We start from the raw sequence: 26,716 nt of genomic DNA on the forward strand, positions 1-26,716 counted from the left end.
GGCTTTCGGCTCTGCCCGCGGCGCGGTCGGCTGCTTGGGCGTCTTCGGTGGCGGCGTTGGCCACGCTTTGCGCCTGGGCTGCGGCCTGAGCCGCGTTCTGGGCGTGTGCCTGGGCCACCGCCAGTTGCTGTTCGGCGATCGTCTTCGACGACTGCCCCTACGGCCAGTCCGGCGGCGGAGTCGGTGGTGATGTAGGGGGAACCGAGCTGGATGGCGTCGTTGGCCGGGTCGGCGACCTGGGCGGCGGCGTTGCCGGCGTCGGCGGCGGCCTGTGAGGTGGTGTAGGCGTGTCCGGCGGCTTCGTTGGAGCCCTTGACCGCGGTTGCCGCTTCGGCGTTGGCCGCGTCCGCCTGGTCCTTGGCGTCGGCGGCGTGCCGTTCGGCTTCATCGGCGAGTTCGTCGGCCTCGCGGGCCGCGGTGGCGGCGGTCTTGGCCGCGGCGATGGCTTCCGCCGCCGCGCTGGTGGCGGTCCGTAGCGCCGCGTCGGCTTTCAGTGGCGGCCTGGGCGCCGTCGGCGTCGGCGCGGGCCCGCTTGGCCGCGGCCTCCGCCCGGGTGGCGGCGGCGTCCGCGTCGGCCGCTGCCTGTGTCGCCTTGTCCGCCTCAGCGCGGGCAGAGGCCGCTGCGGCTTCCGCGTCGTCGGCTGCGGCATCGGCGTCATTGGCGGCCTGCCGGGCCGCTTGCGCGTTGTCCTCGGACTCCGATGCCTGGGCGTATGCCTCCTTCGCGTCGGCCTTGGCGCGGGCGGCGTCAGCCTTCTGCTCGGCGTCCCAGGCGTCGTCGCGCAGTTCCTTGGCCTTGTCCCGGGCGGCCTCGGCACCTTCGCGTTTGCGCGTGGCGATGGCGTCCGCGGTCTTCGCCCGGTCCCTGGCGTCGTCGGCCTCGGTGGCGTAGCCCTCGGCGGCCTTTCTGTGCTGGGCGGCTTCGGCCTGCTTCTGGGCGGCCGTCTCCTTCTCCGCCTTGGCGGTGGCCTCCTCCTTCTCCGCGCTCAGCCGCTTGGCGTGCGCGGTGGCAGCTGCGGCCTTGGCGTCGGCCTCGGCCTGCTGGGTCTCGGCGAGTTTGGCCTTCGCGGTCTCCCGGGCCTTCTTGGCAATGGCTGCCTGGGCGGCGGCGCCGGCAGCGGCGGCCTTCGCCTGGTCCTTGGCCGCTGCGGCAGCCTCGGTCCGGTACGCGGCCCGGGTCCCGGCGGCCTGCGTGACCGCCCTGGCCGTGATGGCGGCGCTGTCCCCGGCGGCGGCCTTCGTGGCCTCCAACGCCGTCTGGCCGGCCTGGTACATCGCCTCCAGAGCAGCGGCTGACGCCTTGGTCACCTGCGCCTTCTGCAGGCCGACCAGCAGCCCGCGCCCCCGGGGCACGCCGTCGCGGTCGGCGACGGCGTAGGCGGCCTGCAACTGTGCCTCGCTCTCGGCGGCAGCCGCGTTGGCCGCTTCGAGCTGGGTCTTGAGCGTGGCGAGCTGCACGGTGGCTCTGCGCTGCGCGAGAGTTAGGTTCCTTGCAGCCTGGAGGAACTGTTCCCTTGTCGGGTAGTCCAGGTCGTCCGTGCCGTTGTGCCCGTCGGGCACCAGGTCGAACTTCTGCGGGTCGGTGTCGTTGCACGTCCACATCCAGGCGTCCTGGCTGTTGGCGTATGTGTGCATGTCCAGACACTTGCCGGTGCCCGTGTTCTTCAGCGTGGTCGTGGCGCGGGCGGTGTACTGCCACCGCTGGGCGCCGCTCTGGTTGCACGTCCACTGCTGTACGACGGTGCCATTGGCGGTCCCGGAGTTCTTGACGTTCAGGCATTTGCCGGAGTTGACGTTGACCAGGGCGTCGCCCTCGATCCGCCAGTCCTGGTTCGCGCCGCCGTCGCAGGTGTACATCTGCACCACCGCGCCGTCGGCCTTGGAATCGCCGGCCACTTCCAGGCACTTGTCGGACGCGGCGTGGATGTGCACGATCAGCGGGCTGTTACCGATCCAGCCCGGTCCGCCGGCCGACCAGTAGTCCTGCCAGCGGGCGAGGTGGTCGGTGACCTCGGGGCTCTGGTTGAGGCCGCCCTGCGCGAGCGCGCTCATCTCGGAACCGCCGACCCGCAGCGCCTTCGCCATCAGACACTGGTCCTGCCGTAGCTGCTCGGCGGCCTCGGCGTCGAAACCGACATAACTGTCGGCCACCACGGTGGCGTCGGGCGAGCCGTCCGGTGCGGGCTCGGGGCCGAGCAGACCCGCCAGCACCGCGCCAGCAGCCACCAGGGGAATGAGAGGTCTGGAGACGGAACTCAGCCTGGGTAGACGGCAACTTACGCGGGAACGTGTGTGCTGTGACGATCTATCGAAAAGTATTTCGGGCGGTCTGTGACGGCGTCTAAAACGCAAGGGGGCATCCTTTGCCAGAGACGGATGCGGACGAAGTCACCGGCGTCGAACGAGAGCCAGACACCAACCGACATGCACACCGGCACGCTGCGACGGCCGCCCCCGCGGCATGACGAAGCCCCCTCGACGATGGTTCCCCCGGCCGCGTGATGACCGCGCACCGGTGAAGCAGCTCATCCCGCCCGGTGCGGCGGCCCATTCACCCAAGTCCCCGGATCGCCCAACCAGATCACCGATCGACACTTGGCTTGATCCACATCGACACACGCCATGTAATGAAGATGTGCTCACCATGTGTTTCTGGTGGGGAGGGATAGCGAAAGAGTGAATCTAGATGTAGAGGGCATTGGCTGGAACCTGTCATTCACATGAAGCGGCGCAACCAGCGCGAACGGTTCGTGGTCGACCGACAACCCTCGTGCCGCCGACCGGCGGGTCCAGCCGGTTTCCGGGTCGGGGCACTGCAGAAGCGCGGCGGCACCTACGCCGCTGGGCGGGTGGAGGCGACCCCGGAACTGGCGTTCGTCCTGCTGCGGCTCGCCGAGGACATCATCTGGCCGTCACGACCGTGGACGGGGAGACCACCGATCCGTGCGCGGACTCCTTCGCTCTGGACGAGGTCGGGTGCGTGCTGCTGTCCACGCTGCGGGACTGGCCACGGGACTTCCCCACCATGGCGGTGTTGGGCATTGCCCGCAGCACCATCCGGTTCACGGCGAACGTCATCCAGGACCCCGACTACCCGGACACCGCCGACACCCTGGAGGCGATGCGCGACGAGCGCTGGTACTGGCGCACGCGTTCCACTCCACACCCGATACCCACCGGTAGCCGCACCACCGTGGAAGTGGGAGCCGAGCACGGTATCGACCGGTCCCGGCCGGTGGGCTCCACTGAGCCCCCGCCAACTTGAAGTCGCAGGTCAAAGGGTTGGTGTGACCGATCCTCGGCGTACTCGTGCTGATCCCGGGCGACTGTCTGAGTAGTAGATCGTCCGTCAGCGCGGGCAGCGCCTGAGTCGAAAGGCAGTCGACGGAATCATCCTGCGCAGGGGATCATGCGTAGGTGTCGCCGATCGAGGCCGCAACCGATGACCTGCAAGACCTCGCTGTTCTCTGGAGTATCGGCGAGGCCCATGCTCACGATGTCGTCGAGGCTGCCTGCGCGGCACTCGTCGCCGGACTGGACAGCCCGGCACTGCGCGTTCTGGCCGGATACACACGTGCCGAGGCGGAGTACGACGTTCCCGACCTGCTTCCCGTAGTACTCGACGAGCTGGACCTTGTGTTCTACCCGCGCGACAGCGAGGCCGGGCAGGACGCTGCCGTGCGGGCGCTCGCGCACCAGATGCTGGGGGGCCGGCTGACGCCGCGAGAGCTTGCTCTGCGCATCCATCAGCGGTTCGGCCACCAGCTCCCCCTGGCCGAGCGCCTTGCTGAGCTTGATGACGAGTACGACATCGTTGAGTACGGGAACAGGACGTTAGCGCAGCTCGATGCCGAGGTCACGGCCGAAGCTCAGCGTCTGGCGCATGGTCGGCCCGACCAGAACCGACATTCGTAGCGATCGAGTCCTGAACAAGCGGTCGTCAGCAAAAGTAGGTAGCTGAACTGTCCGGTTCTTGCTTGCCGTAGTCCGGCAGCCTTCTACGATCCGGTGCATGCTGGATCCCGAGCTGCTGGAACGGATCACCGCGCGGCGCGCGGAACTAGACGAACTCGAACAGCATCTGGTCAAACATCTGGCGGAAGGGCGGGCCGAGCGGGACGAACTCGCCGTCGCCGAACGCGTCCTTGAACGGATGACCGGACAGCTCGCCGACGAACGCGCCCAGGCTGCGCCGATGCCCGCGCAGGTGGGCGGCCGGCCGGTGATGCTGATCCCGCACCGCGAGCCGGGGGTGGAGGAGGACGCCCTCCCGTGGGACTACCAGCGCATCATCGCCGCTGTGCGGCAGGCCGCCGGACCGGTCATGGCCCGTGAGGTCGGCGAGGTGGTGGGGGTGGACATCAGCGTGCGGTCCAGGCTGGAACCGCTACGCAGCAAGCTGGTGAGGCTCGTCGATCACGGCTGGCTGCGCAAACTGCCTGACGGCCGGTTCGCCACCCGCCTGTGACCAGCAAGACCGCCACTCGGAGCAGCTCGGCACGGCCGTAACCGGGGTGTTCCCGGCGGCCGTTGGAATCGTGCGACGAATACCGAAGAGCGCACCGAGAGCACCTGCCCGCTTGTCTACCAGTGCCGTCTGCCGCTGTCCACGAGCACCGTCAACCACCTCGCCGACCTGCTAGGCGCCATCTGAAGGCCGTTCGCTCCAGGTGGCGCATCCTGCCGCCCGGGAAGATCGCGGTGATCGTCCCCTGCGGGTGGGAGTGCGCGGAGCGCGCCTTCGTAGAACACGGCGGCACAAGCCATCGTCCACGGTGCAAGGGGAGCCGTTCGGGTGGCGCGGTCGTGTCCGCAGGTGCGGGGCGCTCGTTGACCGGCAGGCCAGTGAGCAAGGGAGGCCGCCGGTGGGGCGGATCAAGAAGAAGCGCCCAGCGCGTGACGCGCGCCGCCAGCCCGGGGTCCGGTCGCATGCGGCCCCGCCGTTCCCGCAGGCGGAAGTTGAGCGGGTCACGGCTGTGGGACCGCGCGATCGACACCGGGCTGATGGCAAGCGGCACGGACGTGAAGTACCACTTCACCCCGGACGGCAAGGTGCTCTCCGTCGCGGTGGGCAGGAGCGGGCAGGTGCTGGCCAACGGCGAACGGCTCACGCCGTCAGTGGCCGAACGACTGCGGGAGCAGATGCCGCTGCTGGCGGGGATGGTCACCTTCTACGAGAACAACCAGCTCGCCGGCCGCGGCCTGGACGGTGCGCCCGATGACGGCGTACTGCCCCTGCTGCCGCCCTCCGGCCCCAAGGCAATGCCGACGGTGGATGAGGAAGCCCTGACCAAGGCGCAGGCCGCCACCGCGGTGCTCGTGCGCCAGGGCAAGGTCGCCGAGCCGGTGGGCGCGATGGTGATTCCAGCCCAGAGGGGCGGAGTACTGTTCGCCGTTGGAGCCCGGGACGGCGAGCTGTACGTCAACGGGCGGCCGTTGACCCGGCAGTGGGCCGACGCGCTGCGGGCCGAGGTGCCAGAACTCGCCTCAGACATCGACCGGCTCCAGGCCATGCGCGCGGAGTGGCTGGACAACCCGCCCCAAGACCGGACACTGGCGCTGGTCGGCGGCTGCACTGACCCCAACCGCCACACCTCGCACTGAAACCGCCACCGCTGGCGGGGCGCTGACCGTGTGGCGTTGTCTGCTAGTCGCGGGGTCGGCGGCCACGGCGAGTTCACCGGTCCTGGCCTGTGCACCGCGTACGGTGAGTTCGCCGTGCACCGCACGGCACGGGGAGGGGCAGGCGGCGGGTATCGGGAACACACCGGGAGGAAGAGCGGGATGACGCAGGCCGCGGCGAGCGAGCTGGACGAACGGGTCCAGGACGCCGGTGGACTGTGCGCCTGAACGCCGCCAGCCGGGGCAGTGCGGCCGTGCGCATCTCGTGCAGCCGCCCCGCCTGCGCCGAGCAGCGTCTGCCGTCCGCGGCCGCCATCGCTCACCTCAGAGCCCACCTGCGCGCCGCTCCCGCCCCAGGGCTGGGGCGTACTGCGCATGCAGGGCCGAGGGCTGCCACACCCATCTGCCCGACACTGGTCGGCATGCGCGTGCCGAAACCTGGCGATGCGGCGGCCCAGTGGTCCTGGCCGTGATCACCGACCGGGAAGGACGGTGGTGGCACGCCATGGAGTGCTGCTCACGGTGCGCGGCCGCCACCCCCGGAGCAAAACCGTGGCCACCTCCCAGGCTCCCGGGCCGCAGACCACCGACCACCCGGCCCCCGCAACCACGGCCGCAGGCGCGGGCACTCCGCAGTTCTCCGACCGCCAGGCCGTGGCCGGGACGGGGCTTCCGGCTCCCCGCTTGGCACCTGCGCGGCGCCGCCCACCACAGGTGAAGATCGCCCAGCGTGTCGTCCCCCGCAACCTGCGGCCCGTCGCCCTGCGAGACGAGCTCATCGAACTCGGTGACCTCTTCCGCGCCTATCAGCAGCGCACCGAGCCCGACCTTGCGCTCCTCGCCGACCTCCACGAGCGCAAGGCTCGGGCCTTCACCACCTGGGCCGAAGTCAGCGGCATCGTGAGCCTGCGACTGGACGCCCGGCGCGCCGAGCAGGCCGCCACCGCCGCCCGCTTCCAGTACCAACAGCGCACCGGCGGCACCGGGGACAGTGACGAGCCGGCCGTGTCGCGCCTGTTGACCATGCCGACACAGGGGGACCACGCGCGCTCTGTCCTCGCGTACGTGGCCGACCACAGCCCGCTGCCCGGCCCGGAGGCACGGCTGCCCGTGCTCATGCTGACCCTGCACACCGCGCACACCGGTACCGGCAACCTCGTCGGCCAGGACATCACCGCGCTGGGCCTGACCGACCCGGAGGACCTGGTCGAGAAGCTGACCGGCTGCGGCTGGCTCACCCTGCCCGGCACCGCCGACGACCTGCTCGCCTCCCGCGGCCCGAGAACCCCACCCCGATCACCTTCCCCTCCCTGGTGCCCCACGAGGACAAGGCGAGCCCTTTCACGTTCGGCAAGAAAATGCGGGCCAAACTCTCCGGCTGGGTCCAGAAGGTCATTTCGGACAAGAAGCTCCGCAAGGCCAAGACCACCGCCGATACCCGGCTGCTCGCACTGACGCTGGCCACCCAGACCGACGCCTCAGGGATCCTCGGTCCAGGCGGCCAGGCCATCGCCTTGAACGCTCTCACCGCATGGGTCCCGGTCGATTCCGGCGAGCTGCAGCACCTGGTCGACCAGCTGACACAAGCGGACTGGCTCACCGACACAGCCCTCACCGATGCCCAGCTCACCGGGCAGCTGACCGAAGGCGTGCTCCTGCTCACCTGTCCCCTCCGGGCTTGAACCACAGGGCCCGTCCGAGTGAACCGGTGACGGTGTCGTCCGTGCCCGGCCGTGGTTGTGCCGGATGCTGGGGAACTGGTCCGAGGCGGGCCACGTTCCGACCGCCGCCCGATCCGGCGTACCGGAACGCAAGGAGCGTGGCATTGCACCGGCCTGCACCACCGTGATCACACCCAGCAGCTCGTCAGTGTTCGCCGGCGTGCCGGGATCGGGCCGAGGCGCGTCAGAAAGGCACTGTCGTGAGCGACCGCTCCTCGTGGGAGTCCCGCAAGCTCCGCTACTGGGCCGAGTGCAGTGGGCAGTCCCGCCGCGCCGGCCTTCGAAGCAGCCACCCGGCGCCTGCGGCCTCGCCGGCGCAGGCGCGGCTGGAGAGCCTCGTCCTCGAGCATCTGGGCACCTCCCCGAGTCTGTGCGCGCACCCTTTCGGCATCGCCTCACTGACCAGCGCCACCACGTCCCTCACCCTGCACCTCGACGCCTACATGGGCCAGGAGCGGTACTCCTTCCCCGAGCACTGTCTGAGTCGTCTGCTGCCCGCGACTCCCTCACCGGGCAGCGGGGACGATGTGCCCGGCATCCCCGGCCTGCGAGTGAGCGGCATCGATTCCAGCGGCCGACAGCTGCACCTGCATACGGTGAGAGACCCAGGGCACGCGGCAACGATCGTGCTCGTTCTGCCCCGTGGCCGGGGGGAGGGCTGGGCCGATGTCGAGCGCCAGCACCGGCACTGGTACGAAGACAACGGGCTGCGACCGCTGTGGACGGCCCCGCACCTTGATCCCGTGGAATCCGAGGACGGGAAGCTGCTGGTCAGCCTGGGCTGGGCAGGAGCGCGAGTCGTCCGAGTGCGGTGGTGATCTCATCCGTCCAGGGCCAGTGCCGGGTGAGGCGGTGGATCGGCTACCGGCCGGTGGTGACGATCTGGGCGGCTGCGGAGAACAGGCGGAACGCAGTCGCCGGGGTTCCCAAAGCCTGGCCTTGCCGGTCAGGGCGAGCATGGGCATCCAGACCAGCAGGTCGAGAGCGATCTGGATGATCTCCAGCCAGACCTTGTTCTGGGCGGTGTGGTGCAGGGGCAGGTTGCGCAGGCCGGTCGCGCGGGCGGCCCGGATATGGTCCTCGGTCCGGGCCCGCAGCCGGTGACGGAGTTCGAGTTCGGAGATCGGCTGGTCAGGGGTGTTGGTCGCGAAGCACGTGATCCGCATGCCGTCCGCGTCCGTGATCCTCAACTGGGCCCCGGGATGCGGGGCGAGGGCCAGTTGAGCGGCGGCGATGTGGTCGGCAGCGGTGTTTGAGCCTGCCCTGGAGGGTCCTCCAGCCATCGCGCTTGGCCGCACGGTTACCCGGAACAGGTCTGCGGGGCTGACCCCAACGAACTGGCGCAACACCGGTTGAGAACCGCAGGACGGCGATCCTGGGCCGAGGAGAACGTCGGGCGGGTGCTGACGACCCCCACGACGAGCCGTTCTGCCCGAGGACCGGCGCCCACCGCCGTCGGTGGATCGCTATGACCAGATGCTGACCTGCCAACCGAAAGGTTACGCATGACCGACAGCACCGCCCTCTTCGACGTCGGGGTCCCGCAGCCCCCGCAAGGACGCGGCCGCGGCCGGCGCGGTCGAGACCGTGATCGATGAAGCCTGCCGGACTCTGCACCTGCGCACGATCCGCTCCCGCATGGAGGGGCTGGCCGCTACCGCGCTGAAGGAGCGGGCCACTTTCAAGGACTTCCTGGCCGACCTGCTGGAAGCCGAGTGCCTCCAGCGCGAGGAACGCAAGAAGGCCCGGCTGGTCAGGGAGGCCAATTCTCCCGTCCCAGGCGGCTTGAGGACTTCGAGTTCGACAAGAACCCGAACATCGTCCCCGAGCAGGTCAACACCCTCGCCGACCCGGCCCGGGTGAAGGCCGGCCTGCCGCTCTGCCTGATCGGCGACTCCGGCACCGGCGAATCCCACCTGCTGATCGAGATCGGCACCGCGATCGCCGAGGCGGGCCTGCGGGTCCGCTACACCACCACGGCCAACCTCGTACACGAGCTGGCCGAGGCCGCAGACGAAAACAAGCTGAACCGGGCGCTGGCCCGATACAGGCGTGTTGACCTGCTTTGCCTGTACGAGTTCGGCTACCTCGACCTGGACAAGACCGGCGCGAGGCTGCTATTCCGGGTCTTCACCGAACGCGAGGAACGACGGGCGATCGCCATCGCGTCGAACGCCCCGTTCTGAAGCAGACCTTCACCGACCCGCGGCTCTGCTCGGCGATCGTGGACCGGGTCACCTTCAACGCGCACATCGTCGAGACCGGCACCGACAGCTTCCGTCTGGCCCAGACCCAGAAGAGACGCCGCCAAGGCTGACAGGGCCGGTCAGACACAATCCCATCATGCGTGAGCACGCGTCGGCCCCGGGAAACAGGCTCCGGGAGCGGGTTTGTGGGCGACATACTGGCCGCTGTGACGACTTACGAGACCAAGACGCGATGAGCACACCGACCCTGGTCGTCGTGAGCGGCGGCCCCGGCACGGGGAAGACCACGCTCGCCCACGAACTCGCCCGTGTCCTCGGATGCCCTGCGATCATCCGCGACGAGATCAAACAGGGCATGGTCATGTCCCGTCCTGGCTACCAGAGCGGCGGCGACGATCCCCTCAACTACCCGACCCTGGACGCCTTCTTCGGAGTACTGAAGGTGCTCTTGAAGGCCGGCATCACGGTGGTCGCTGAAGCGGCCTTCCAGGACCGGCTGTGGCGGCCGAACCTCGAGCCGCTCACTGGCCTCGCACATCTCCGCGTCATCCGCTGCAGCACCGACGCCGACATTGCCCACGACCGCATCATCCAGCGCGCCAAGGAAGACGCCCACCGGGCCGCCCATGGCGACCAAGACCTGCTCGACTCCATCGCCGCCGGAGGACACTCTCTCGACTCCTTCGTCCCGATCTCCTTGGACGTCCCCACCCTGACCGTGAACACCTCACACGGCTACCAGCCAGCTTTGCCGGACATCGCAGCCTTCGCCCGCGCATTCGCTGGCCAGACGCCATGGAGCTGCGCGACATCACGCCTGGAATCTCAGTAACCGACAAGCTCATGCACAGAGGCCGTCACCCCTCAGGGGCGCCGACCTCTTCCATGCTGAGCCCGCCCGTTCTCCGCCGACCGAGCCAATGCCCATGCCCGACGTCCACCGCGGATCGGAGAATCCGACGGTCCCGGATCGAACACGGGTCGAGATCCTGCGGTCCGCCGAGCCTCTCGGGGGCCCTCCGTCCGGTCCGGATCCGATGCGTTTCACGCTACCGTCCCGGCCCCCCACCACGGCCCGAGAACCCACCCAAACGGGGGTGGAGCCAAAACAACTTGCCGGAGCCAGGTTGACGCCCCCACCCGGGCCCCGTCACACCTCAAGTGGAGCCACTTCCAGTGTCGGGGTGGAGCCAAAACAACCTGTCACAAACATGCGGGGTCTCCTCTTCCTCTCCGCAGTCGGCGCAGGTGGCCTTCCTCGCAGGTAACGGTTGCCCTCGCCGTCGCCCGCGGGCACAGGGACAGGGGCCGTGCGTTGGAGGACGTCCCGGAGATGGTGGTCGGCTCCGTCCGGCGGGCGGTGGAGCTGCCGCGTGGGCCTTACGCGTGCGTGCGAAGGGGTGCCCGGAAATTCAGGCACCCCGCCGGCCGTCTCTCTCCCGGCGGGGTGCTCCTGGTCACTCTGAACGGCGGCCAGGCCGCTTACTGGGCCCAGTAAGCACTATCTCGCTCCTCCGGCTTGCTCTCGGCGGGGTGCTCGCTGGTGACTGCTGGCTGCGGGCCTGCTCACTACCACGTGTAGGTGCCGCTGTTGGGGTACCGAGGCGTTCCGTTCGCGCCGTCCTGCACCCACACCTTCACGGAGATCTTGGCGCCGTACACGGGGCGAGGATAGAGGTACTGTTCGGAGCTGCAGGATCCGTATCCAGATGTGGTTTGGAGCCGGAGAACCTGCGTGGAATACCGGACTTCGGCTATCGCTCGCATGCCATCAGAGTCGTCGTCGCAGACCTGCCACCCACCTCCGGAGTCCCGGTTGACGTAGACAGACGCAGAGCCGTTGGTAGTGCTGAGGACATAGTCGAATGCAGCCTTCGACTCGGATGCCTGAGCGGGCACGGTGGTAGCCCCGAGAGCGAGCGTTCCGCTGAGAGCAGCGGTCGCGAGAGCCTGACGTAGACGCATGTGAGATCCCCTCGTCGAAGGAAGTGGTGTTCGGGCTTGCACCAGCACTGCACTGGAGGATCACCCCTGTCTTGGGCGTGATTCATCGACCCAGCGGGCTGTGCTCTGGCGACCGTTTGATCAGCCAGGCATAGACAGGCTGCTGGCCAACGACAGAAGAAGCAACGAGATCAGACCAGCCCGGACAGTCGGCGAACTGTCCGGGCTGGTCCGGGCCTTGTCCGGATCGTGTCCCGGACAGATCTATCGCAGTAACTGATCGTTCCAGGATGAGTCGAGCCGTGGATCTTGTGTTCTTCCAAGGGCTGACCACGGGAGCGCGCGACGCCGGAACGGGTGTCGTACCGACCCGACGTCTCAGCCTTCACCGATCCCGATCCCGACGCCGCGGCCGCCAACATCGACCTCGCCCACCAGCACCTGACCAGGGAACGCCTAGAGGCTAAGCGCCCGTGTCGGCCGCTCCACCGCCTCCGCGATCGACGGGTCGACGGCGGCTCGGTTGCACAACGGCCTGGTGCGCGGCGAGCGCCCGAGCTTGCGGTATGAAGCAGGCCCGGTGGAAAGCCGCCGCTATCGGCTGGGCGGTCAACGGGCCACCAGCGGTCAGGTCGCCGAGGCGTCGCCTGCCGCGTCGCCGTGGGCGTCCTTGCGCGGTCGGCCGCGGGGCTTTTCCGCGGGCCAGTGCCCGCTGAGCCGCCTCAGGAAGCTGTCCGGGTCGGCGACCAGTGCGTTGAGGCACGCTACGACGAAGCCCTGCATCTCCCGGCCGCGGTTGTTCAGCGCCTGCGTGGCCCCCTGTTTCAGGGCTTCTCCGGGCCGGACGATCATGCCTGGGTCTCTGTGCCGGTCGCGTCGCTGAGGGGTCACGCGAAGAATTTTCCCATAAGTGGCTTGCCACTTATTGTGTGGAGGGGCCTGGCCGTGACGATCAGCGAATACAACAACCCCGCCCTCTACCGGGCCGCCCTCGTCGGCGCGGCGCTCGGCTCCGGCATCGGCCACGACGCGTCCGACGCCGACCTCGACCGGGCCGCCGTCGCGGCGCGGGCCTGCGCGCGCCGGTGCTCGCCGCGTCGCGCGAGGCCGTGCGGTTCGCCCTTCAGTGCCCGGTGGACTTCATGGGCGACGACAGCAACCAGGACATCGCGCAAGCCCTGTTCGACGCCGCCAGCGAGCGCCACCCGCTGGTCGTCCTCGACCACCAAGGCCGCCCGGTCGTGATGGTGCCGCGGCCCGTCGGGGAGCCGGCATGAGCGCCGGACCAGTGCGACAGCCGAGACGCGCGAGATCGAATTCGCCCCGGCACTGCCGGACGGCCTGCGGGCGGAGCCAGGCACCGGCTACCTCCAGCCGGGCGGCCTGGTCGTGCCCACCGGGTGGTCCCGCCCGCTGGACGGCGCACCCGACGAGCGGCGCCAGCACCCCGCCTACGAGGGCAGCAGCGTCCAGTGCTGGAACATCTCCACACCCGACGGGCACCGCGCGAGCCGCTTCCCCTACCTGGCCCGAGCAGACGCGGCCCCGGCCGCGGCACGCATCGCAGCCGCCCTGCCCGGCGGGGCGTGGCCCTCCGATGCCGACACCGCGGCGCTGCTGCCGCTCGCCTGGAGGCATCCGGCATGCCGGCCATGCTGCCGCTCAGCTACAGGGGCAAGCCCAACTGGGGCACCGGGCTCGGGGGGGGACATCGCCGACTTCTGGATGCCCGACACCCGGGCCGCCTACGAGCGGATGATCGACGCCCACGGGCGGATCCCGAAGAACTGCCAGGCGTGCGCCAGGACGGTGCGTCAGCAGAAGCGTCTCGGCTGGTTGCCGCGGACCAGTCACTGGCCCCTGTGGTCGGTGCGCGGCCACCGCGGACAGCGCGTCCGTCCGCACTGCCACTGCGCGGCCTGCATGCGCACCGACGTGCGCATCGGCTCCTTCGGCCCCGCCACCGATGACGTCGGCGGCACCATCCTCGGCTCCACAGCGATCTACCCCTTCAGCGCCGTCCCGGGAATCGTCAATCCCTCTGTCGACCGCGGCGAGCGTCCCTTCGCCTGGTTCACGTACTTCGTGGAAGAGGCCGGGCACGTCGTCGTCGACGAGCGTGCCGGCGTGAACCTGTGGCCGACGGGCGTGCGGCACGACGACGCACTGCTCTGCGAGACCGGAGTCACCGGCGAGTTCCGCCTCGACACCACCACGCCGCAAAAGGAGTGATTGACCGCTTAGGTCAATTCGGCGTGTAGAGGAGGCTTGTCTCACAGCACTTTCACCGGAGCGGGCCCCCGAAGGCTCCGACGACCCTGCGGCGGACGCCGTGAGACGGTGCCGGTACTGCGGTCTGCAGACCGTTACGCTGCGTATCCCGATGCTGCCCAAGCAGGTTCCGTTGGACAGTCGCCGACGGGCCCTCCCTGCTGTTCTTGACGCATGTGAACCCTTACCCGGACGTTTTGTGTGGCTGTTACTCAACCGTTCTTGAGGTTCACGAGCGCTCAAACAGTCTTACTGGCACCCTCTTCTTGTGGATGCGGGGACTTCAGCGGTTCTGGGTGCCGGGGTGGGAGTAGTGGGAACAACCCTGGCAGCGATCATTGCCGGGATAGCGGGACAGCGCCAGGTGCGAGCTGAGCATCGCCACTGGCGTCGCCAGCTGCGCCGTGATGCTTATGCCGCCTTCACGGTCAAAGCTGATGAGGTCTATGAGGCACTGCGCGGTGTCGAAGCTGAGTTAGCCAGGCCAGGCCATGATCTCGACGGGCTGCGCGGAGCTCTTGACAAGACCCGCAGGTTGGTTCGAGGAGATTTGGCCGATGCTCAGACTGCCGTCGAGCTTGAAGGGCCGGAGGAACTGACTCGCATGGCTGGTGAGTTGACCAAGTCTCTGTCGGCCTGCGTCGCGGCGATACAAGCGAGAATCATTGGCCGAGAGGGCAGTGACGCGCTCGGGGCGAACGAGTCGCATCGCATCCGGAGTTTCCTCAACCATGCATCGAACAAGCGAGAGCAGTTTGTGAGGCATGCTCGCAAGGCCATCGATGTGTGAGCGTGGGGTAACCCGCACGCTGACTCCGCCCACGCCCGTGGCCCCGGACTGCTGCCGGGGCCACGGGCAACATGGCCGAGTCCGTTGGCCACCGACCTTCGCCGACCCTGGGAGAAGCCGACGGAGCCACGAACTGACGCCCGGTCGAGTCCTCAGAGGGTTCAAGAACCTGCGCGCCAGGACCGGTTCCCCGGCCGGTGCACCGAAACCTTCCCAGCCCGGCCCTGGGAGGCCGCCGGGCTCGAAGAACCGCTGCCCAGCCACCCGCTACGACGTGGACAGAGTCCTCGCCGCGACGTCCAGGGTGTCCGGATGTTCCTGCGGGAGGAAGTCGATCAGGTCCTGGCACGGTCAGACGGGAGCGGTGGTCACCTCCGCGGAGTCCTGCGCCTGGGCGGGCAGGGTGATGGGAGCGGTCCCGGAAGGTGCGGCCGCAGCGGCCTCATCGCCCCGGGACAGGCCCAGGCGCAGATGGACGAGCCGGGCGATGTCGACGAGCGTGCTGTTGCGGTTGCGCAGCAGTTCCATGGGCGGGATCTCGACGCCGTAGCGGCGCTGGAGGGTGACCAGGAGCTCGGCTCCCATGAGGGAGTCCATGCCGTAGCTGTCGACGCGCTGGTGGGGGTCGAGCTGTTCGGGTTCCATGCGCATGACCTCCGCGAGGATCTGGCGCAGGTTGTCGGTGAGGTAGTCCACCGCGTCATCGGCGGACATCTGGCTCAGCCGTCGGGTGAGTTCCTCCTTGCTGATCTCGCCCACGGTTCCGGCCGGTACCAGTGCGGACAGGCGCGGGCTGCGGACCACGGTCATGAGGTTGCGTGCGGTGTCCCAGTTGACGGAGGCGACCGTGGCCGTCTCGGCGCCCGACAGGAGCAGCGTCTCCAGGTGGGCGAAAGCCCGCGCTGGAGTGAGCGCGTTCAGCCCCACGGCCTCCAGGGCTGTGGTCATCCCGGTGCGTGCGACGTATCCGACGTCGGCGATGGCTCCCCAGCCGACGGCCAGGGCGGGCTCGCCCGCTTGCCGACGGCTGTGCGCGAGGGCTTGGAGGTACAGGTTCGCGCCGCTGTAGGGGCCTTGGCGGAGGTTGCCGATGGTGGCGGTGCCGGAAGAGTACAGGAGGAAGAGGTCGCAGTCGCGGTCGCGCATGAGGGCGTCCAGGACGACGGCTCCGCCGATCTTGGGTTGCATGACGGCGGCCATCCGGTCGGCGTCGAGGCTGAGGAAGTCGTCGTCGTCCAGGTGCATGGCGCAGTGGACGATGCCGCGCAGCGGGTGTCCGCCGTCGTCGATGCGCTGGGCCAGGTCGGTCATGGCCGCGGTGTCGGCCGCGTCGGCGGCGTAGGCCGTGGCGTGCACGTCCAGTTCGCGAAGACGGGTGAGGATGTCGTGTGCCTCGGGGGCCTCGGAGCCCCGGCGGCTGACCAGGGCGAGGTGCCGGGCCCCGTGGCCGGCGAGCCAGGCGGCGGTGGCGGCGCCGAAACCGCCGGTGCCGCCGGTGACCAGATAGGTGCCGTCAGGGTCGAGCCTGAGGGGGGCGTTCGGGCGGTGTTCTACGAGGGGGGCTTCGTCCAGCGGGTCGAAGGTGACGACGACCTTGCCGATGTGCCGGGAGTACTGGAGGCGGCTGAAGGCATCCTGGACGCGGGCCGCGGGGTAGACGCTGTGTGGAAGAGGGCCGCAGGCGCCGGACTCGATCGCCTCGACCACATCGTCGGCGAGCTCGCGGAGCACATCGGGGCTGTGGATGAGTTTGGTGAGGTCCACGCCGAAGAAGGCGATGTTGTTGACGAACGGACGCAGCAGCAGCGGCTTGTTCTCGTACATGTCCCGTTTGCCGAGTTCGATGAACCGGCCGCCGGGCCGCAGAAGTTCCAGGCTGCGGGTCAATGCCTCACCGGCCAGCGAGTTGAGGACGACGTCGACACCGCGGCCCGCGGTGAGCTCCTTGACCTGTTCGGCGAAGTCCAGGGTGCGGGAGTCGAGCACGTGCTGGACCCCGAGGGTGCGCAGGAAGTCGCGCTTCAGGTCATTGCCCGCGGTGGCGATGACATGGGCGCCCAGGGCGTGGGCGTAGCGCACTGCCGCGAGGCCGACGGCCCCGGCACCGCCATGCACCAGGACCGTCTCACCTGGTTGGAGCCGGGCTAGGGTCTTCAGCCCGTAGACGACGGTGGCGGCGGCCACGTACACCGTGGCCGCCTCGGTGAAGTCCATGGTGTCCGGTACGCGCAGCAATCCCATCTCGGGGGCGATCGCGTGGGAGGACAGGGCGGCCAGGGCCGGGCCGAAGACCCGGTCGCCGGGCGCGAAGCGGGTGGTGTTCTGCCCGCAGGCGAGGACGGTGCCGGCGCATTCCAGGCCGACACCGTGTTCTGACACGGTGGCCACGAATGCCTCACTGGGCAGCAGGCCCGTGGCTTTCATGATGTCGCGGTAGTTCAACGCGGCGGCACGCACCTCGATGAGGATCTCATCGGGACCCGGCTCCGCGAGCGTCACTTCTTCCCATGCCAGGTGGAACGACAGGCCGGGGTTGCGGACTCGCAAGGTGTACGGCGTGCCATCGGTGGCCGGGGTGGCCACAGGGCGGTGCTGCTCGCGGGGAACGAAGCGGCCCTGGCGGGTCAGGACGATCTCGTCCTCGTCGGTCTCGGTGAGCAGTTCGCGTGCGAGGCGCCGTGCGTCCGCGGCTGGGTCGTCACTGGGCTGCAAGGCGATGCGCCGGCAGCCGGCGTCGGGGTGTTCGTTGGCGACAGTGCGTGCTACGCCCCAGGCCGCCGCGTCGAGCGGATGAGGGGTGGCGTCGGCGGTCGGCATCGCGCCGCTGGGCCTGGTCACCAGCGTGAGTCGCACCTGGACGCCGGGGACGTCCTGGCCTGCGAGGAGACAGGTTCGCATCGTCTCGGCCCGGCGGACGGCGAGGGCCGTGGCACGGCTCGCTTCCTGCTCGGTCGGCTCTCCTAGGATCATGACCACGTTCACCGTGCCGGCGGCCGAAGCGCTCGCCGCCGCCGTGAGAGCCCGCAGCCACTCCTCGCGAGTGTCGAAAGCGGCCGTCAGCCCGGTGTGACAGGCCCCGTGATCGGTGAGGAGGTCCGCCAGCGCGGCGCCCACTGCCTGCGCGTGCCCGGACTCGCTGATGACGAGGTGGGTGCTGTCAGGCGCGGACGCGGGCGGCAGAGGGGGCATGACGGAGGCGGGACCGGCGTCCGCCTGAGCGAGCAGGACGGACATCTGGTCGTGGGTCGCCGTTCCGGGTTCCGCGCCGAGTTGGACCACCTCCTGGTATCCGCAGCGCTTGAGCAGGGGAGGCCATTCGTCGCGGGGCAGCAGCAGGGAGCGCGGGCGCACATCGGTGTCGGTCTGGCCGTAGAAACTGTCCAGGAAGCCGAAAATGACGGCGACCAGTTCAGGGTCGTGGACCTCGGTGGCGAGCAGCGCTCCGCCGGGTGCCAGGAGAGCGCGGACGTGGTGGAGCGCGGTACTCAGGTCGCGGGCGGCGTGCAAGGAGAAGCCGGCCACCACCAGGTCGAAGCCAGCCGGGTGAAAGTCCTGTTCCGCCGGGTCGGTCTCCAGGTCGAGCGTGCGGTAGTCGATGAAGTCGTAGGTTGCGAAGCGGGACTGGGCGCGGGGGAAGAACAAACCGGCAATGTCGGTGAAGCAGTAGCGGGTGCGCTCCGGTGGCAGCAGCGGCAGCAGCGCGGCCGTGGTTCCTCCGGTGCCCGCCCCGACCTCCAGGACGCGCAGCGGCCGGTCGGCCGGCCAGGACCGCACCACCTCGCGAACCAGTGCCTGCGCCATACGGTTGTGCAGCCGGATCAGGGGTGACAGGTCGTAGAAGGCTTCCAGCGCCTGTGCCGACGCTTCATTGGCCAGGAGTTCGAGCGGATCGCGGCTGCCGAGCATGAGCGCGTCGACGTGCTGGAACTGATGCGTGACCAAGGCCAGGAAGTCAACGTCGGCGGGGCTGGCATCCAGCCCCAGCCGCACGATGTCCGCCGGCGTCTCCGCGGTGGCGCGCAGCCGGTACCGCCCGTCGTCCCCCCGCGTCATGAATCCCTGCTCGAGCATGGCCGGGGCCATCAGGTCCACGGCCCGCAGATGGGCTTCCTGCAAGCCGAATCCCACCAGATCCGCGGGGAAGAACGGAACGTCGGGTTCCGGCAACAACTCGCTGAGGCATCGCGCCACGGCGAGCGCCATCGCACGGCCGGGAAGGTGAGCACTCCTGTCGTAGCCGGCCTGGCGCCATGTTCCGGCCAAGTGTGCGACCCGGTCGCGGCAGGCCGCGGCGAGGTCGGCGGGAGGGGGCAGCGGAGAGGTCGCACACGGTTCGTCCTCGTGGGGAGCGGCGCGCAGTACGGTGTGGCTGACGGTGAGCGGCGTCTGGTGGGCGGCGGCGAAGCGACGCAGGCGGCAGCCGTCGAGCCGGGCGGCGACGGTGCCGTCCGGGTCGGTGAGGGTGATGTCCCAGCAGACTTCGTCGTCGGTGCGGGAGCGCTCTCGTACCAGCACGGTGCCGGTGGGGGCGGGCGTCTTCCAGACCCGTACGGCGTCGATGAAGGAGGGAAGGTAGGACTGACCGTCGGCGATCCGGTCGGCGAGCAGCGGGGCACCGGCCTGAAGTGCTCCGTCCAGCAGTCCGGGGTGCACGGTGTACGGGCTTCCCGGGGCTTCGCAGGCGTAGTGGGCGAGGACCTCTCCGTCGCCGACGCGCAGACCGGTCAGGGTGCGGAAGGCGGGGCCGTAGTCGAGTCCGGCGCGGGCACAGTCGGTGTAGTGGACGTCGGCCGGGATCCGCCGCGGGAACCGGTCGTCGTCCAGATCCGCGGACGGGCCGGGTGGCTGCGGACGGACGAGCGTGCGGACGCGGGCGCGGACGTGCGGGCGGGGCTCGGGGGAATGCTCGTCGGTGCTGGAGACGAGCAGGATGCCGGCGTCGGGGTCGAAGGAGGTCTGCACCCGCAGGGCGGAGGTATCGGGCCACGGCAGGACGAGCACGGCCTGGATGTCGAGGTGTTCCACTTCCACCGGGCCGCCCAGCGCGGCGCGACCGGCGGCCAGGGCCATCTCCACGTAGCCAGTGGCGGGCATGACCACGGAGCCGGCCACCTTGTGGTCGGCGAGCCAGGGCGCCAGCACGGCGTCCGGGTTACCGGACCACACCGGTGTGGGCGCCTGGCCGCGGATGCCCAGCAGCGGATGCTCCAGCGCCCCGCCGGCCCAAGCCTCCTTCTCGCCGCTCCAGTGCCGCTGGCGCTGCCAGGGGTAAGCGGGCAGTTCCACGGCCCGCCCCTGGCGCGGGAAGTAACGCGTCCAGTCCGTGCCGGCCCCGGTCGCGATCAGGGCCGCGCGGGCGGCGGCCAGGCTCTGCCGCCCGTCCCGCTCGCGCCGCACGGTGCCCAGGACGGCGGTACGCATGTCACGGCGGGCGCGGGCGATGCGGCGCAGATAGCCGCGTAGCACGGGGTGCGGGCCGATCTCCAGGAACACGTCCGTGCCGCTCACCAGGGCGGCCTCGACGGCGGCGGCGAAGGCGACAGGCTCACGGACGTTGCGCCACCAGTAGTTTCCGTCCAGGGCCTGGCCAGCCAGGCGGGAGCCGGTCACTGTGGAGTGAAACGGCACCAAGGCCCCGCCGGGCTGAAGGTTTTTCAGCGCGGCGGCCACGGCGGTCTCCTGGCTGTCCATGGCGGCGCTGTGGAAGGCGTAGTCGAGCCCCAGATCGCGGAAGAAGACACCGCGTTCCTCCAGGCGACGGCCCAGGTCGGCGAGCGCCTCCGGATCGCCGGCGAGGGTGGTGTCATCGCCCGAGTTGACACCGGCGATCTCCAACTTCCCGTCGTAGGAGGCGATTTCCCGCTCAGCGTCCCGGGCGCCGAGGCCGACCGCGGCCATCCGGCCGCTGCCGGCGGTGGCGGCCTGTGCCTGACTGCGCGCCACGATCACCTGTGCCGCCTGCTGCAGGCTCAGCGCGCCGCAGGCGTGGGCGGCGGCCACCTCACCCACGCTGTGCCCGAGCACCAGGGACGGCTCCACGCCCTGCTCCCGCAGCAGGGCGACGATGCCGGTCTGGAGCGCGAACAGCAGTGGTTGGGCGAACTCGGTCCTCTCAAGGCGCCACTCGTCCACGGGACGCTGGAACTGTTCGGCCACCGACCAGCCCAGTCCGGGCCGCAGTTCCTGGTCCAAGGTGAGCACCGTCTCGCGGAAGACGGGCTCGTGGGCGAACAGATCGGCGCCCATGCCGGGCCACTGCGAGCCGTTGCCGGAGAACACGAACGCCACCTGCCCGGCCTCGACCGCCTCCACCGGCACATGCGCGTCCTCTTGTCGCAGCCGCGCGGCCGCCTCGGCCGCCCCGCGGGCGAGAACGGCGGTGCGGTAGGGATGCCAGGCACGCCGGCGGCACGCCGTGAAGGCCAGATCGTAGAACTCCTCCTCGTCGGCGTCGTCAAGGCGCGCGGCCATCCGGGAGACCGCCTCGTCCAGGGCCTCCCGGCTGCGCGCGCTCACCAGCACGGGCAGTCCTTCCGCCGGGCCCGCAAGGTCGCCGCACGCCGGCTCGGGGCCGCCCGGCACCGGCTCCGGCGGTGCGGCGGGCGGAGCCTCGGCCAGGATGGTGTGGGCGTTGGCGCCGCCGAAGCCGAAGGAATTGACGCCGATCACCGGCCGTCCGTTCTCGGGCAGCGGCCGTGCCTCGGTGACCAGGTCCAGGCCGAGGCCGGTGAAGTCGATGTCCGGATGGGGCGCGTCGGCGTGGAGTGAGGCGGGGATGCGGCGGTGGCGCAGCACCAGCAGCGCCTTGCAGATCCCTGCCATCCCGGAGGCCGGCTCCAGGTGCCCGAGGTTGGTCTTGACCGAGCCCATCGGCAGCGAGCCGCTGATCCGGCGCACGCCGAGAGCCCGGCCGATGGCCTCGGCCTCGGCAGGGTCGCCGACCGGGGTGCCGGTGCCGTGGGCTTCGAAGTAGACCAGTTCGTCGGGGTGCACCCCGGCCGTGCTGTAGGCCCGGCGTAAAAGGGCTTCCTGCGCCTGAGGGTTGGGCAGGGCGAGGCCCATGGTGCGTCCGTCGCTGTTGCTCGCGCTGCCCAGGATGACGGCGTGGATCCGGTCCCCGTCGGCGCGCGCCCGTTCCAGCGGCTTGAGCAGCAGCACCCCGCCGCCCTCGGCACGTACGAACCCGTCAGCGTCCGCCGAGAACGACGCGCAGTGGCCACGCTTGGAGAGCATCGCCGCCTGGGAGAAGCCCACGTAGTGGAAGGGCGCGAGAAGGATGTTGGCGCCGCCGCACACGGCGAGGCCGCTGGTGCCTTCCCACAGGGTGTGACAGGCCCGGTCGAGCGCCACCAGCGCGGACGAGCAAGCGGTGTCCACGGCCATGCTGGGCCCACGCAGGTCGAAGGCGTGCGACAGCCGGTTCGCGGCGATGGACGAGGCGCCACCCGCCATGGTGTACGCGTTCACCGACCGTACGTCCAGGAACTGCAGCGGCCCGTAGGAGGCGTCCGAAATGCCCACGTACACGGCCGTGTCACTGCCCGCCAGACGGGCCGGGTCGACGGCGGCATCGTCCAGGGCCTCCGCGGTGAGTTCCAGGAGCAGCCGGTGCTGGGGGTCCATCTGTTCGGCTTCCTTCGGGGAAATGCCGAAGTAGGCGGCGTCGAAGCCGGAGATGTCGTCCAGGAACCCGCCGGCCGCGGTGTAGCTCTTGGCCGGGCGCGGCACCGCGGGGTCCACGAACCGGTCGGTCTCGAACCGGTCGGCCGGCATCTGTCCGACCACACTGCGGCCTTCGCTCAGCACCACCCACAGGTCGTCAAGATTGCCGATACCGCCCGGCAGGCGACATGAGACCCCGATGACGGCGATGGCTCGCTGATCGGGCAGGGCGCAGGGATCCATGGATACGACCTTCCGCAGGTAGGGGGGCGGGCCGGCAGACCATGCCGACCAAGGGCAGCACGCGGCATGCATGGTATCCACACAGTTACGCGACGTAATCGATGCTGGCAGTGCACACTCAAGCCCCATGCGACACCAAACGGCGTGACAACGGCCCGGTCCGGTCGTGTGCGACGGTACGTTCCCCGTCGTGGCGCCGTCGCGGGTTCACCCGAAGCGGTGACCGGCCGGTCGTACGGCGCGCTGCACTCGTTCCGGCGGTGATGGTCTTTGGGCTTCGGCATCCGGCATGTCCGACGGATCGCAGCCTCTACCGTTCCCCCCGCACCCCACCGGCATCGACCGGTCTCACCCCCGTACCAAGGAGCCGACCCTTGTCCATCCTGATCACCGGAGCCACCGGCTTTCTGGGCAGCCGCATCCTGTGCGAACTCCTCACCGACGCCAGTGACGAACCGATCACCGTGCTGGGGCGCGGCACTCCGCAGACGCTCCGGGCGCGAGTGGAAGCGGCACTGACCTGGCTGTCGGACGCCACGCCGCCCGACGGCGCCTTCGACCGGCTGCGCTTCATCAGCGGCGACATCAGCCAGCCGGGACTGGGACTGACATCTGAGGACCGTGCGCAGGTTCTGGACGGTCTCCGGCAGGTGTGGCACAGCGCGGCCCTGCTCACGCTCGGGGACGACCCCGCCCCGCTGCACCGCACCAACGTGCTGGGCACCTGCAACGTGCTCGACCTCTTGGAGGCCGCGCCCACGGCACATCTGCTGTACGTCAGCACCGCCTACGTCGCCGGCCGCCGCAGCAACGGGCACGTCCTGGAGAATGACCTGTCCGAGGACAGCGGCTTCATGTGCCATTACGAGGAGAGCAAGTACACGACCGAACGTCTTCTGCACGCCTGGGCGGCCAGGAAGGGACGGGAGGTCACCGTGCTGCGTCCCAGCCTGCTGATCACCGACCGGCCCATCCCCGCGGGCCTGCCGGCACAGCCGGTGAACGTCCTCACCCAATTGATCGACCAGTTGGCGAACGGCTGGACCGCCCGCGTCCACGGTGTCAAGGAGTTCCTCAAAGGCGGCCTGCGCGGCGACCGGGTCCATATCCGGCTGGAAGCCGATCCCGAGGGCACACTCAACCTGCTGCAAGTCGAGTACGCGGCCCGCGCCATGGTCCGGGCCGCGGCCACACCTCCCGATGGTCCAGGCCGAGTACGGACGCTGCACGTCACCCACCCGCAGGAGACCCGCTTCCAGACTGCGCTGGACGCCCTGTCGACGCGCTACCCCGGCTCTTCGGTCCGTGTCTGCGCCCGTCTCACCAACCCCACACGGCAGGAGCGCTCGCTGGCCGCGGAAGCCTGGCGCATGCCGGGACTGAACATGCTGCGCCGCACCTACGACCGCACAAACCTCCTGAAGGCCGTCGGCGACCTGCCCGACCCGGAGCCCATCGACCACGCCTACCTCGTCCGTGCCTTGGGCGCGGCGAAGGCGCTCCAGTCGGCCTGAGCCGTCCGGCGACCCGCCCCGTGCGCCTTCTCGTGTCGCAGGCGCGCGGGTCAGTCGTCCGGGCAGTTCCCTGGGTGCGGGATGATGGTGGTGCGGGCCGTGGTGGCCCATTCGGCGCGCGACCACAGGCCGGTGGCGTGTACGTCGGTCAGCCGCAGGTAGGGGATGGGCACGGGTGGTACCGCGGCCGTGGACAGGGTCAGGGGCAGCAGTCCGAAGACCCGGCCGCTGAGGCTTGCGGCCCGCAAGCGCACCTGTCCGGAGAGAGTGATGCGCCGCGCGGCGGTGCAGGAGCCGGGCGTGCTCTGGGTGCCGGGGTAGGCGATGCGGGCCTCGTCCAGGACCACGCGCCGGGCATGACACACCCCCTGAGGGTATGGCCCGCACAGCAGACCGGTGACGGTCAGGCCCTCGGCTCGCAGCGTGGCTCCCCCGGTGGACGTGGTGCCGGGGAGGGTGCCGCGCAGGCAGGTCGCGAGCTGGCGGGCGGCGTTCGTCAGCGCGTCGTCCGGGGGTGGGGTGCGGGGAAGGTCTTCCGCCGTGCAGGGCTGGGACGTATCGGAGGAGTTGGCGGAAAGATCGCGGTCGGGGGCCGAGGCGGACGGGGCCGTCGGCGGGTCGCCTGGTGCCGGGGCGGCGCCCGCCGGTGCGGAAGGCGTTCCCAGCAGGTGCGCGACCGGGAGCAGCAGGGCCGGGAGCAGTGCCGCGCGGCGCAGGGCCCTCACGTCCTCACCCGCGGACCGGCGACGGCCCCCTGCGTCGGCTGTGGTGTCGTAGCGTCGCCGCCCGGTCGCCAGGCGTAGGCGAGTGCCCCGCCGAGCAGCGCGAGGATCATGCCGAGCAGGAAGCCGCCGAGGTTGGCCAGCGGGTAGGACAGCAGTCCCAGAAAGACGGCGGCCGCCCCGCTCGACGTGCCGGTCGCCGGGCGCGTCCACAGCCGGACGGCGCAGCCCAGCAGGGCGGCGGCCAGCAGCAGCGCGCTGGCCCCGCTGAGCCCCTGCACGCTCAGCAGGCTGGGACGCGCCAGGGGGAAGAGACCGAGTTCGACACCGCCGGCGGCGATGAGGAGGCAGGCGGTCACCGGACGCGGGCGGCCGCCGGTCAGTCGCACGGGTGCGCACCTCGCCGTACCGACATGCCGGCGTCCGCGAGCGAGAAGGTGCCAGCGGTCAGGGACCAGGCGTTCAGCCGCAGGTTGTCGATGGTCAGGGTGCGAGCCTGCTGCCCGTAGGTGCCGGCCTGACCGGTGACCCCGGAGGAGTCCAGGGTGGCGGCGTCGCGGCCCATCTCCACGGAGCCGAAGGTCATGTTTCCGGTGAGACGGGTCAGGTCGAGCACCATGTCCTCGGCGCGTACGGGTTCGTCGGAGCCGGAGCGGATGACGAGGGTGACCGTGCCCAGCGGGGTGCGGGCGACCGCGGACTGGCATAACCCGCTGATCCGGGCGCTGCGGATGCCGACCACCGCGGCGGCGTGCCGGGTGCCCGCGCCGTCGCGGCGGAACGAGGCGAACTGTGTGGCGCCGGTGGCTTCCAGCCGTTGCGCGGTAACGGTGAAGGGCGTGCCCGCGACGGCGAAGGACACCGGGAGTTCCGCCGCGGTCGTGGTGGCAACGGTCCCGGCGGCCAGCAGTGTGGCGACGAGGGAGGCGAGCGCGAAACGCCGCCGGTCGATACGGCGGGGCCGGGACCGCTGCGGCCGGTACGCGGACCGCCGGTGGCGTAAGGTCACTCTCATGCCGCACGTCTCTTTCTCCACGCGGGACGTCGCTCCATCCCGCTGTCCGCCTGCCCAACGGGACACGGCCCAACGCGTCACCGACACTCACCCACTCGGGTGATCAGCCGGTGTCGGCGGTGGCCGGGCGGCCGGGCTCGGGCCGGACGCGGTGTCCGCCGGGACATACGGGTCCGGGTGCGGTAACGGCGTATCCGCGACGAAGCCCGCGGCCTGGACGTGCCCAGCGAGCTCGGGCGCGGCCGCGGCGAGGACGTCATCGAACTGGGCGAGGACGCTGCCGCCGTCGGCCGGGGCGGCCATGCCGCGCTCGGTCATCATCAGGCTGATCGCCCTGCCGAGCCCGAGCGGCTCGCGGCCGTCGCGGCGTACGACCGCGCCGGTGCACCGCTTCGGCGTCTCCTCCCAGGCGGCCCGTTCACCCGTGCCGCTGCCCGGGCCGCGACCAGGGCCTGACGCGCGAGGCCGACCCCGCTCAGCTCGGTGCTCACGCGATCACCGCCCCGGCCGCCTCGCCGTCCAGCGGGCGGGCGGCGAGTTCGGACAGCCGGTCCGTCCACGGCGCGGGTGCGGTCTGCTCGGTGCGCGCCACCGGCTGCTCGCGCAGCTGCTCCAGCCACGTCGCCAGCAGGTGCTGCGCGGTGCGCTCCCGGGCCGCGTCGGCGGCCTTCGTCGCGGCCGCCACGGCGTCCGCACCGTGCGGGCTGTGCTTGTACCAGCGGCGCCCCTGCTCGGCCTTGTACGCCCGCCGGGCCTCCGCCTCGGCTTCCTCGGTCCGCCCCAGCCGTCCCAGGGCGCTGCTGCGGTACTCCGGCAGCGCCTACTCCACGGTCTGGAGCGCGGCGAAGGCGAGCGCGGACGCCGCAAGGACAGGGTCCGCCTCCAGCGAGCCAGGGTCCATGAGGTCCAGGAACTCACGCCGCGTCCGCTCTAGTCGGCCTCCAGCGAGACGCGGACGTGGGCGGCGACGGCGGCGGCGTCGTCCGCGGCGTCCAGCCCGGCCTC

Annotated in this window: 18 protein-coding genes and 4 pseudogenes; 14 read left to right on the top strand and 8 right to left on the bottom strand. The window is 70.3% G+C overall.

Going from position 1 to position 26,716, the window contains the following annotated elements:
- A pseudogene (locus IE316_RS33800) lies at positions 1–2,352 on the bottom strand (RICIN domain-containing protein); the annotation flags it as partial.
- Between the two features lie 568 nt (positions 2,353–2,920).
- On the opposite strand from IE316_RS33800, the gene IE316_RS33805 reads away from it, so the two are divergent.
- From IE316_RS33805 to IE316_RS33830, 6 genes are all read left to right on the top strand, one after another.
- Positions 2,921–3,265, top strand: a complete 345-nt coding sequence (locus tag IE316_RS33805; protein WP_190208396.1) for a hypothetical protein — start codon at positions 2,921–2,923, stop codon at positions 3,263–3,265.
- Positions 3,266–3,417: 152 nt separating this feature from the next.
- Positions 3,418–3,915: a hypothetical protein gene (locus IE316_RS33810; protein WP_190208397.1), complete on the top strand. Its 498-nt coding sequence runs from the start codon at positions 3,418–3,420 to the stop codon at positions 3,913–3,915.
- Between the two features lie 97 nt (positions 3,916–4,012).
- A complete protein-coding gene (locus IE316_RS33815) occupies positions 4,013–4,468 on the top strand; it encodes a hypothetical protein (RefSeq protein WP_190208398.1) in 456 nt (151 codons plus the stop codon).
- A 536-nt stretch (positions 4,469–5,004) separates the two neighbouring features.
- A complete protein-coding gene (locus IE316_RS33820; RefSeq protein WP_229910669.1) occupies positions 5,005–5,604 on the top strand; it encodes a hypothetical protein in 600 nt (199 codons plus the stop codon).
- 1,331 nt (positions 5,605–6,935) lie between these two features.
- Positions 6,936–7,304 carry a hypothetical protein gene (locus IE316_RS36150; protein WP_308438954.1) on the top strand — a complete coding sequence of 123 codons (369 nt, stop codon included), beginning with the start codon at positions 6,936–6,938 and terminating at the stop codon, positions 7,302–7,304.
- Between the two features lie 239 nt (positions 7,305–7,543).
- Positions 7,544–8,161, top strand: a complete 618-nt coding sequence (locus IE316_RS33830; RefSeq protein WP_190208399.1) for a hypothetical protein — start codon at positions 7,544–7,546, stop codon at positions 8,159–8,161.
- Here IE316_RS33830 and IE316_RS33835 read toward each other — a convergent pair.
- Positions 8,115–8,551: pseudogene (locus tag IE316_RS33835) on the bottom strand (transposase); the annotation flags it as partial. The gene IE316_RS33830 and the pseudogene IE316_RS33835 sit on opposite strands and share 47 nt — an antisense overlap.
- Before the next feature lie 379 nt (positions 8,552–8,930).
- Between IE316_RS33835 and istB the strand changes: the two are divergent.
- Both istB and IE316_RS33845 read left to right on the top strand, forming a co-directional pair.
- Positions 8,931–9,660, top strand: a pseudogene (istB, locus tag IE316_RS33840) (IS21-like element helper ATPase IstB).
- A gap of 122 nt (positions 9,661–9,782) precedes the next feature.
- Positions 9,783–10,382, top strand: a complete 600-nt coding sequence (locus IE316_RS33845) for a P-loop nucleotide/nucleoside kinase family protein (RefSeq protein WP_190208400.1) — start codon at positions 9,783–9,785, stop codon at positions 10,380–10,382.
- A gap of 1,739 nt (positions 10,383–12,121) precedes the next feature.
- Here IE316_RS33845 and IE316_RS33850 read toward each other — a convergent pair.
- On the bottom strand, positions 12,122–12,346 hold the full coding sequence (locus IE316_RS33850) for a hypothetical protein (RefSeq protein WP_190208401.1): 225 nt from the start codon (positions 12,344–12,346) through the stop codon (positions 12,122–12,124).
- Between the two features lie 257 nt (positions 12,347–12,603).
- Between IE316_RS33850 and IE316_RS33855 the strand changes: the two genes are divergently transcribed.
- From IE316_RS33855 to IE316_RS35760, 4 genes and pseudogenes are all read left to right on the top strand, one after another.
- Positions 12,604–12,771: a hypothetical protein gene (locus IE316_RS33855; protein ID WP_190208402.1), complete on the top strand. Its 168-nt coding sequence runs from the start codon at positions 12,604–12,606 to the stop codon at positions 12,769–12,771.
- 448 nt (positions 12,772–13,219) lie between these two features.
- Entirely contained in the window at positions 13,220–13,726 is a 507-nt protein-coding gene (locus IE316_RS33860; RefSeq protein WP_190208403.1) for a hypothetical protein, read from the top strand.
- A gap of 352 nt (positions 13,727–14,078) precedes the next feature.
- On the top strand, positions 14,079–14,555 hold the full coding sequence (locus tag IE316_RS33865; RefSeq protein WP_190208404.1) for a hypothetical protein: 477 nt from the start codon (positions 14,079–14,081) through the stop codon (positions 14,553–14,555).
- An 84-nt stretch (positions 14,556–14,639) separates the two neighbouring features.
- Positions 14,640–14,844 (top strand): annotated as a pseudogene (locus IE316_RS35760) (NF041680 family putative transposase); the annotation flags it as partial.
- A gap of 62 nt (positions 14,845–14,906) precedes the next feature.
- On the opposite strand, the gene IE316_RS33870 reads toward IE316_RS35760, so the two are convergent.
- The gene (locus IE316_RS33870) at positions 14,907–22,460 is read right to left on the bottom strand and encodes a type I polyketide synthase (RefSeq protein WP_190208405.1); all 7,554 of its coding nucleotides are present in this window, start codon (positions 22,458–22,460) and stop codon (positions 14,907–14,909) included.
- Positions 22,461–22,834: 374 nt separating this feature from the next.
- On the opposite strand from IE316_RS33870, the gene IE316_RS33875 reads away from it, so the two are divergent.
- On the top strand, positions 22,835–23,974 hold the full coding sequence (locus IE316_RS33875) for an SDR family oxidoreductase (RefSeq protein ID WP_190208406.1): 1,140 nt from the start codon (positions 22,835–22,837) through the stop codon (positions 23,972–23,974).
- A 50-nt stretch (positions 23,975–24,024) separates the two neighbouring features.
- On the opposite strand, the gene IE316_RS33880 is transcribed toward IE316_RS33875, so the two are convergent.
- The 3 genes from IE316_RS33880 to IE316_RS33890 are packed head-to-tail and all read right to left on the bottom strand — an operon-like array spanning position 24,025 to position 25,711.
- Positions 24,025–24,699 carry a hypothetical protein gene (locus IE316_RS33880; protein WP_190208407.1) on the bottom strand — a complete coding sequence of 225 codons (675 nt, stop codon included), beginning with the start codon at positions 24,697–24,699 and terminating at the stop codon, positions 24,025–24,027.
- The gene (locus IE316_RS33885) at positions 24,696–25,085 is read right to left on the bottom strand and encodes a DUF6114 domain-containing protein (protein WP_190208408.1); all 390 of its coding nucleotides are present in this window, start codon (positions 25,083–25,085) and stop codon (positions 24,696–24,698) included. The genes IE316_RS33880 and IE316_RS33885 overlap by 4 nt, the downstream gene beginning before the upstream one ends.
- Positions 25,076–25,711 (bottom strand): DUF6230 family protein, encoded by a 636-nt coding sequence (locus tag IE316_RS33890; RefSeq protein ID WP_190208409.1) that lies wholly within the window; start codon positions 25,709–25,711, stop codon positions 25,076–25,078. The genes IE316_RS33885 and IE316_RS33890 overlap by 10 nt, the downstream gene beginning before the upstream one ends.
- 219 nt (positions 25,712–25,930) lie before the next feature.
- Between IE316_RS33890 and IE316_RS33895 the strand changes: the two genes are divergently transcribed.
- A complete protein-coding gene (locus IE316_RS33895) occupies positions 25,931–26,167 on the top strand; it encodes a hypothetical protein (RefSeq protein WP_190208410.1) in 237 nt (78 codons plus the stop codon).
- Between the two features lie 31 nt (positions 26,168–26,198).
- Here the strand turns inward: IE316_RS33895 and IE316_RS35765 are convergent, their stop codons facing one another.
- Entirely contained in the window at positions 26,199–26,396 is a 198-nt protein-coding gene (locus IE316_RS35765) for a hypothetical protein (protein ID WP_229910670.1), read from the bottom strand.
- Positions 26,397–26,716 lie beyond the last annotated feature (320 nt).

Source organism: Streptomyces fumanus (assembly GCF_014655295.1).
Taxonomy (GTDB): domain Bacteria; phylum Actinomycetota; class Actinomycetes; order Streptomycetales; family Streptomycetaceae; genus Streptomyces; species Streptomyces fumanus.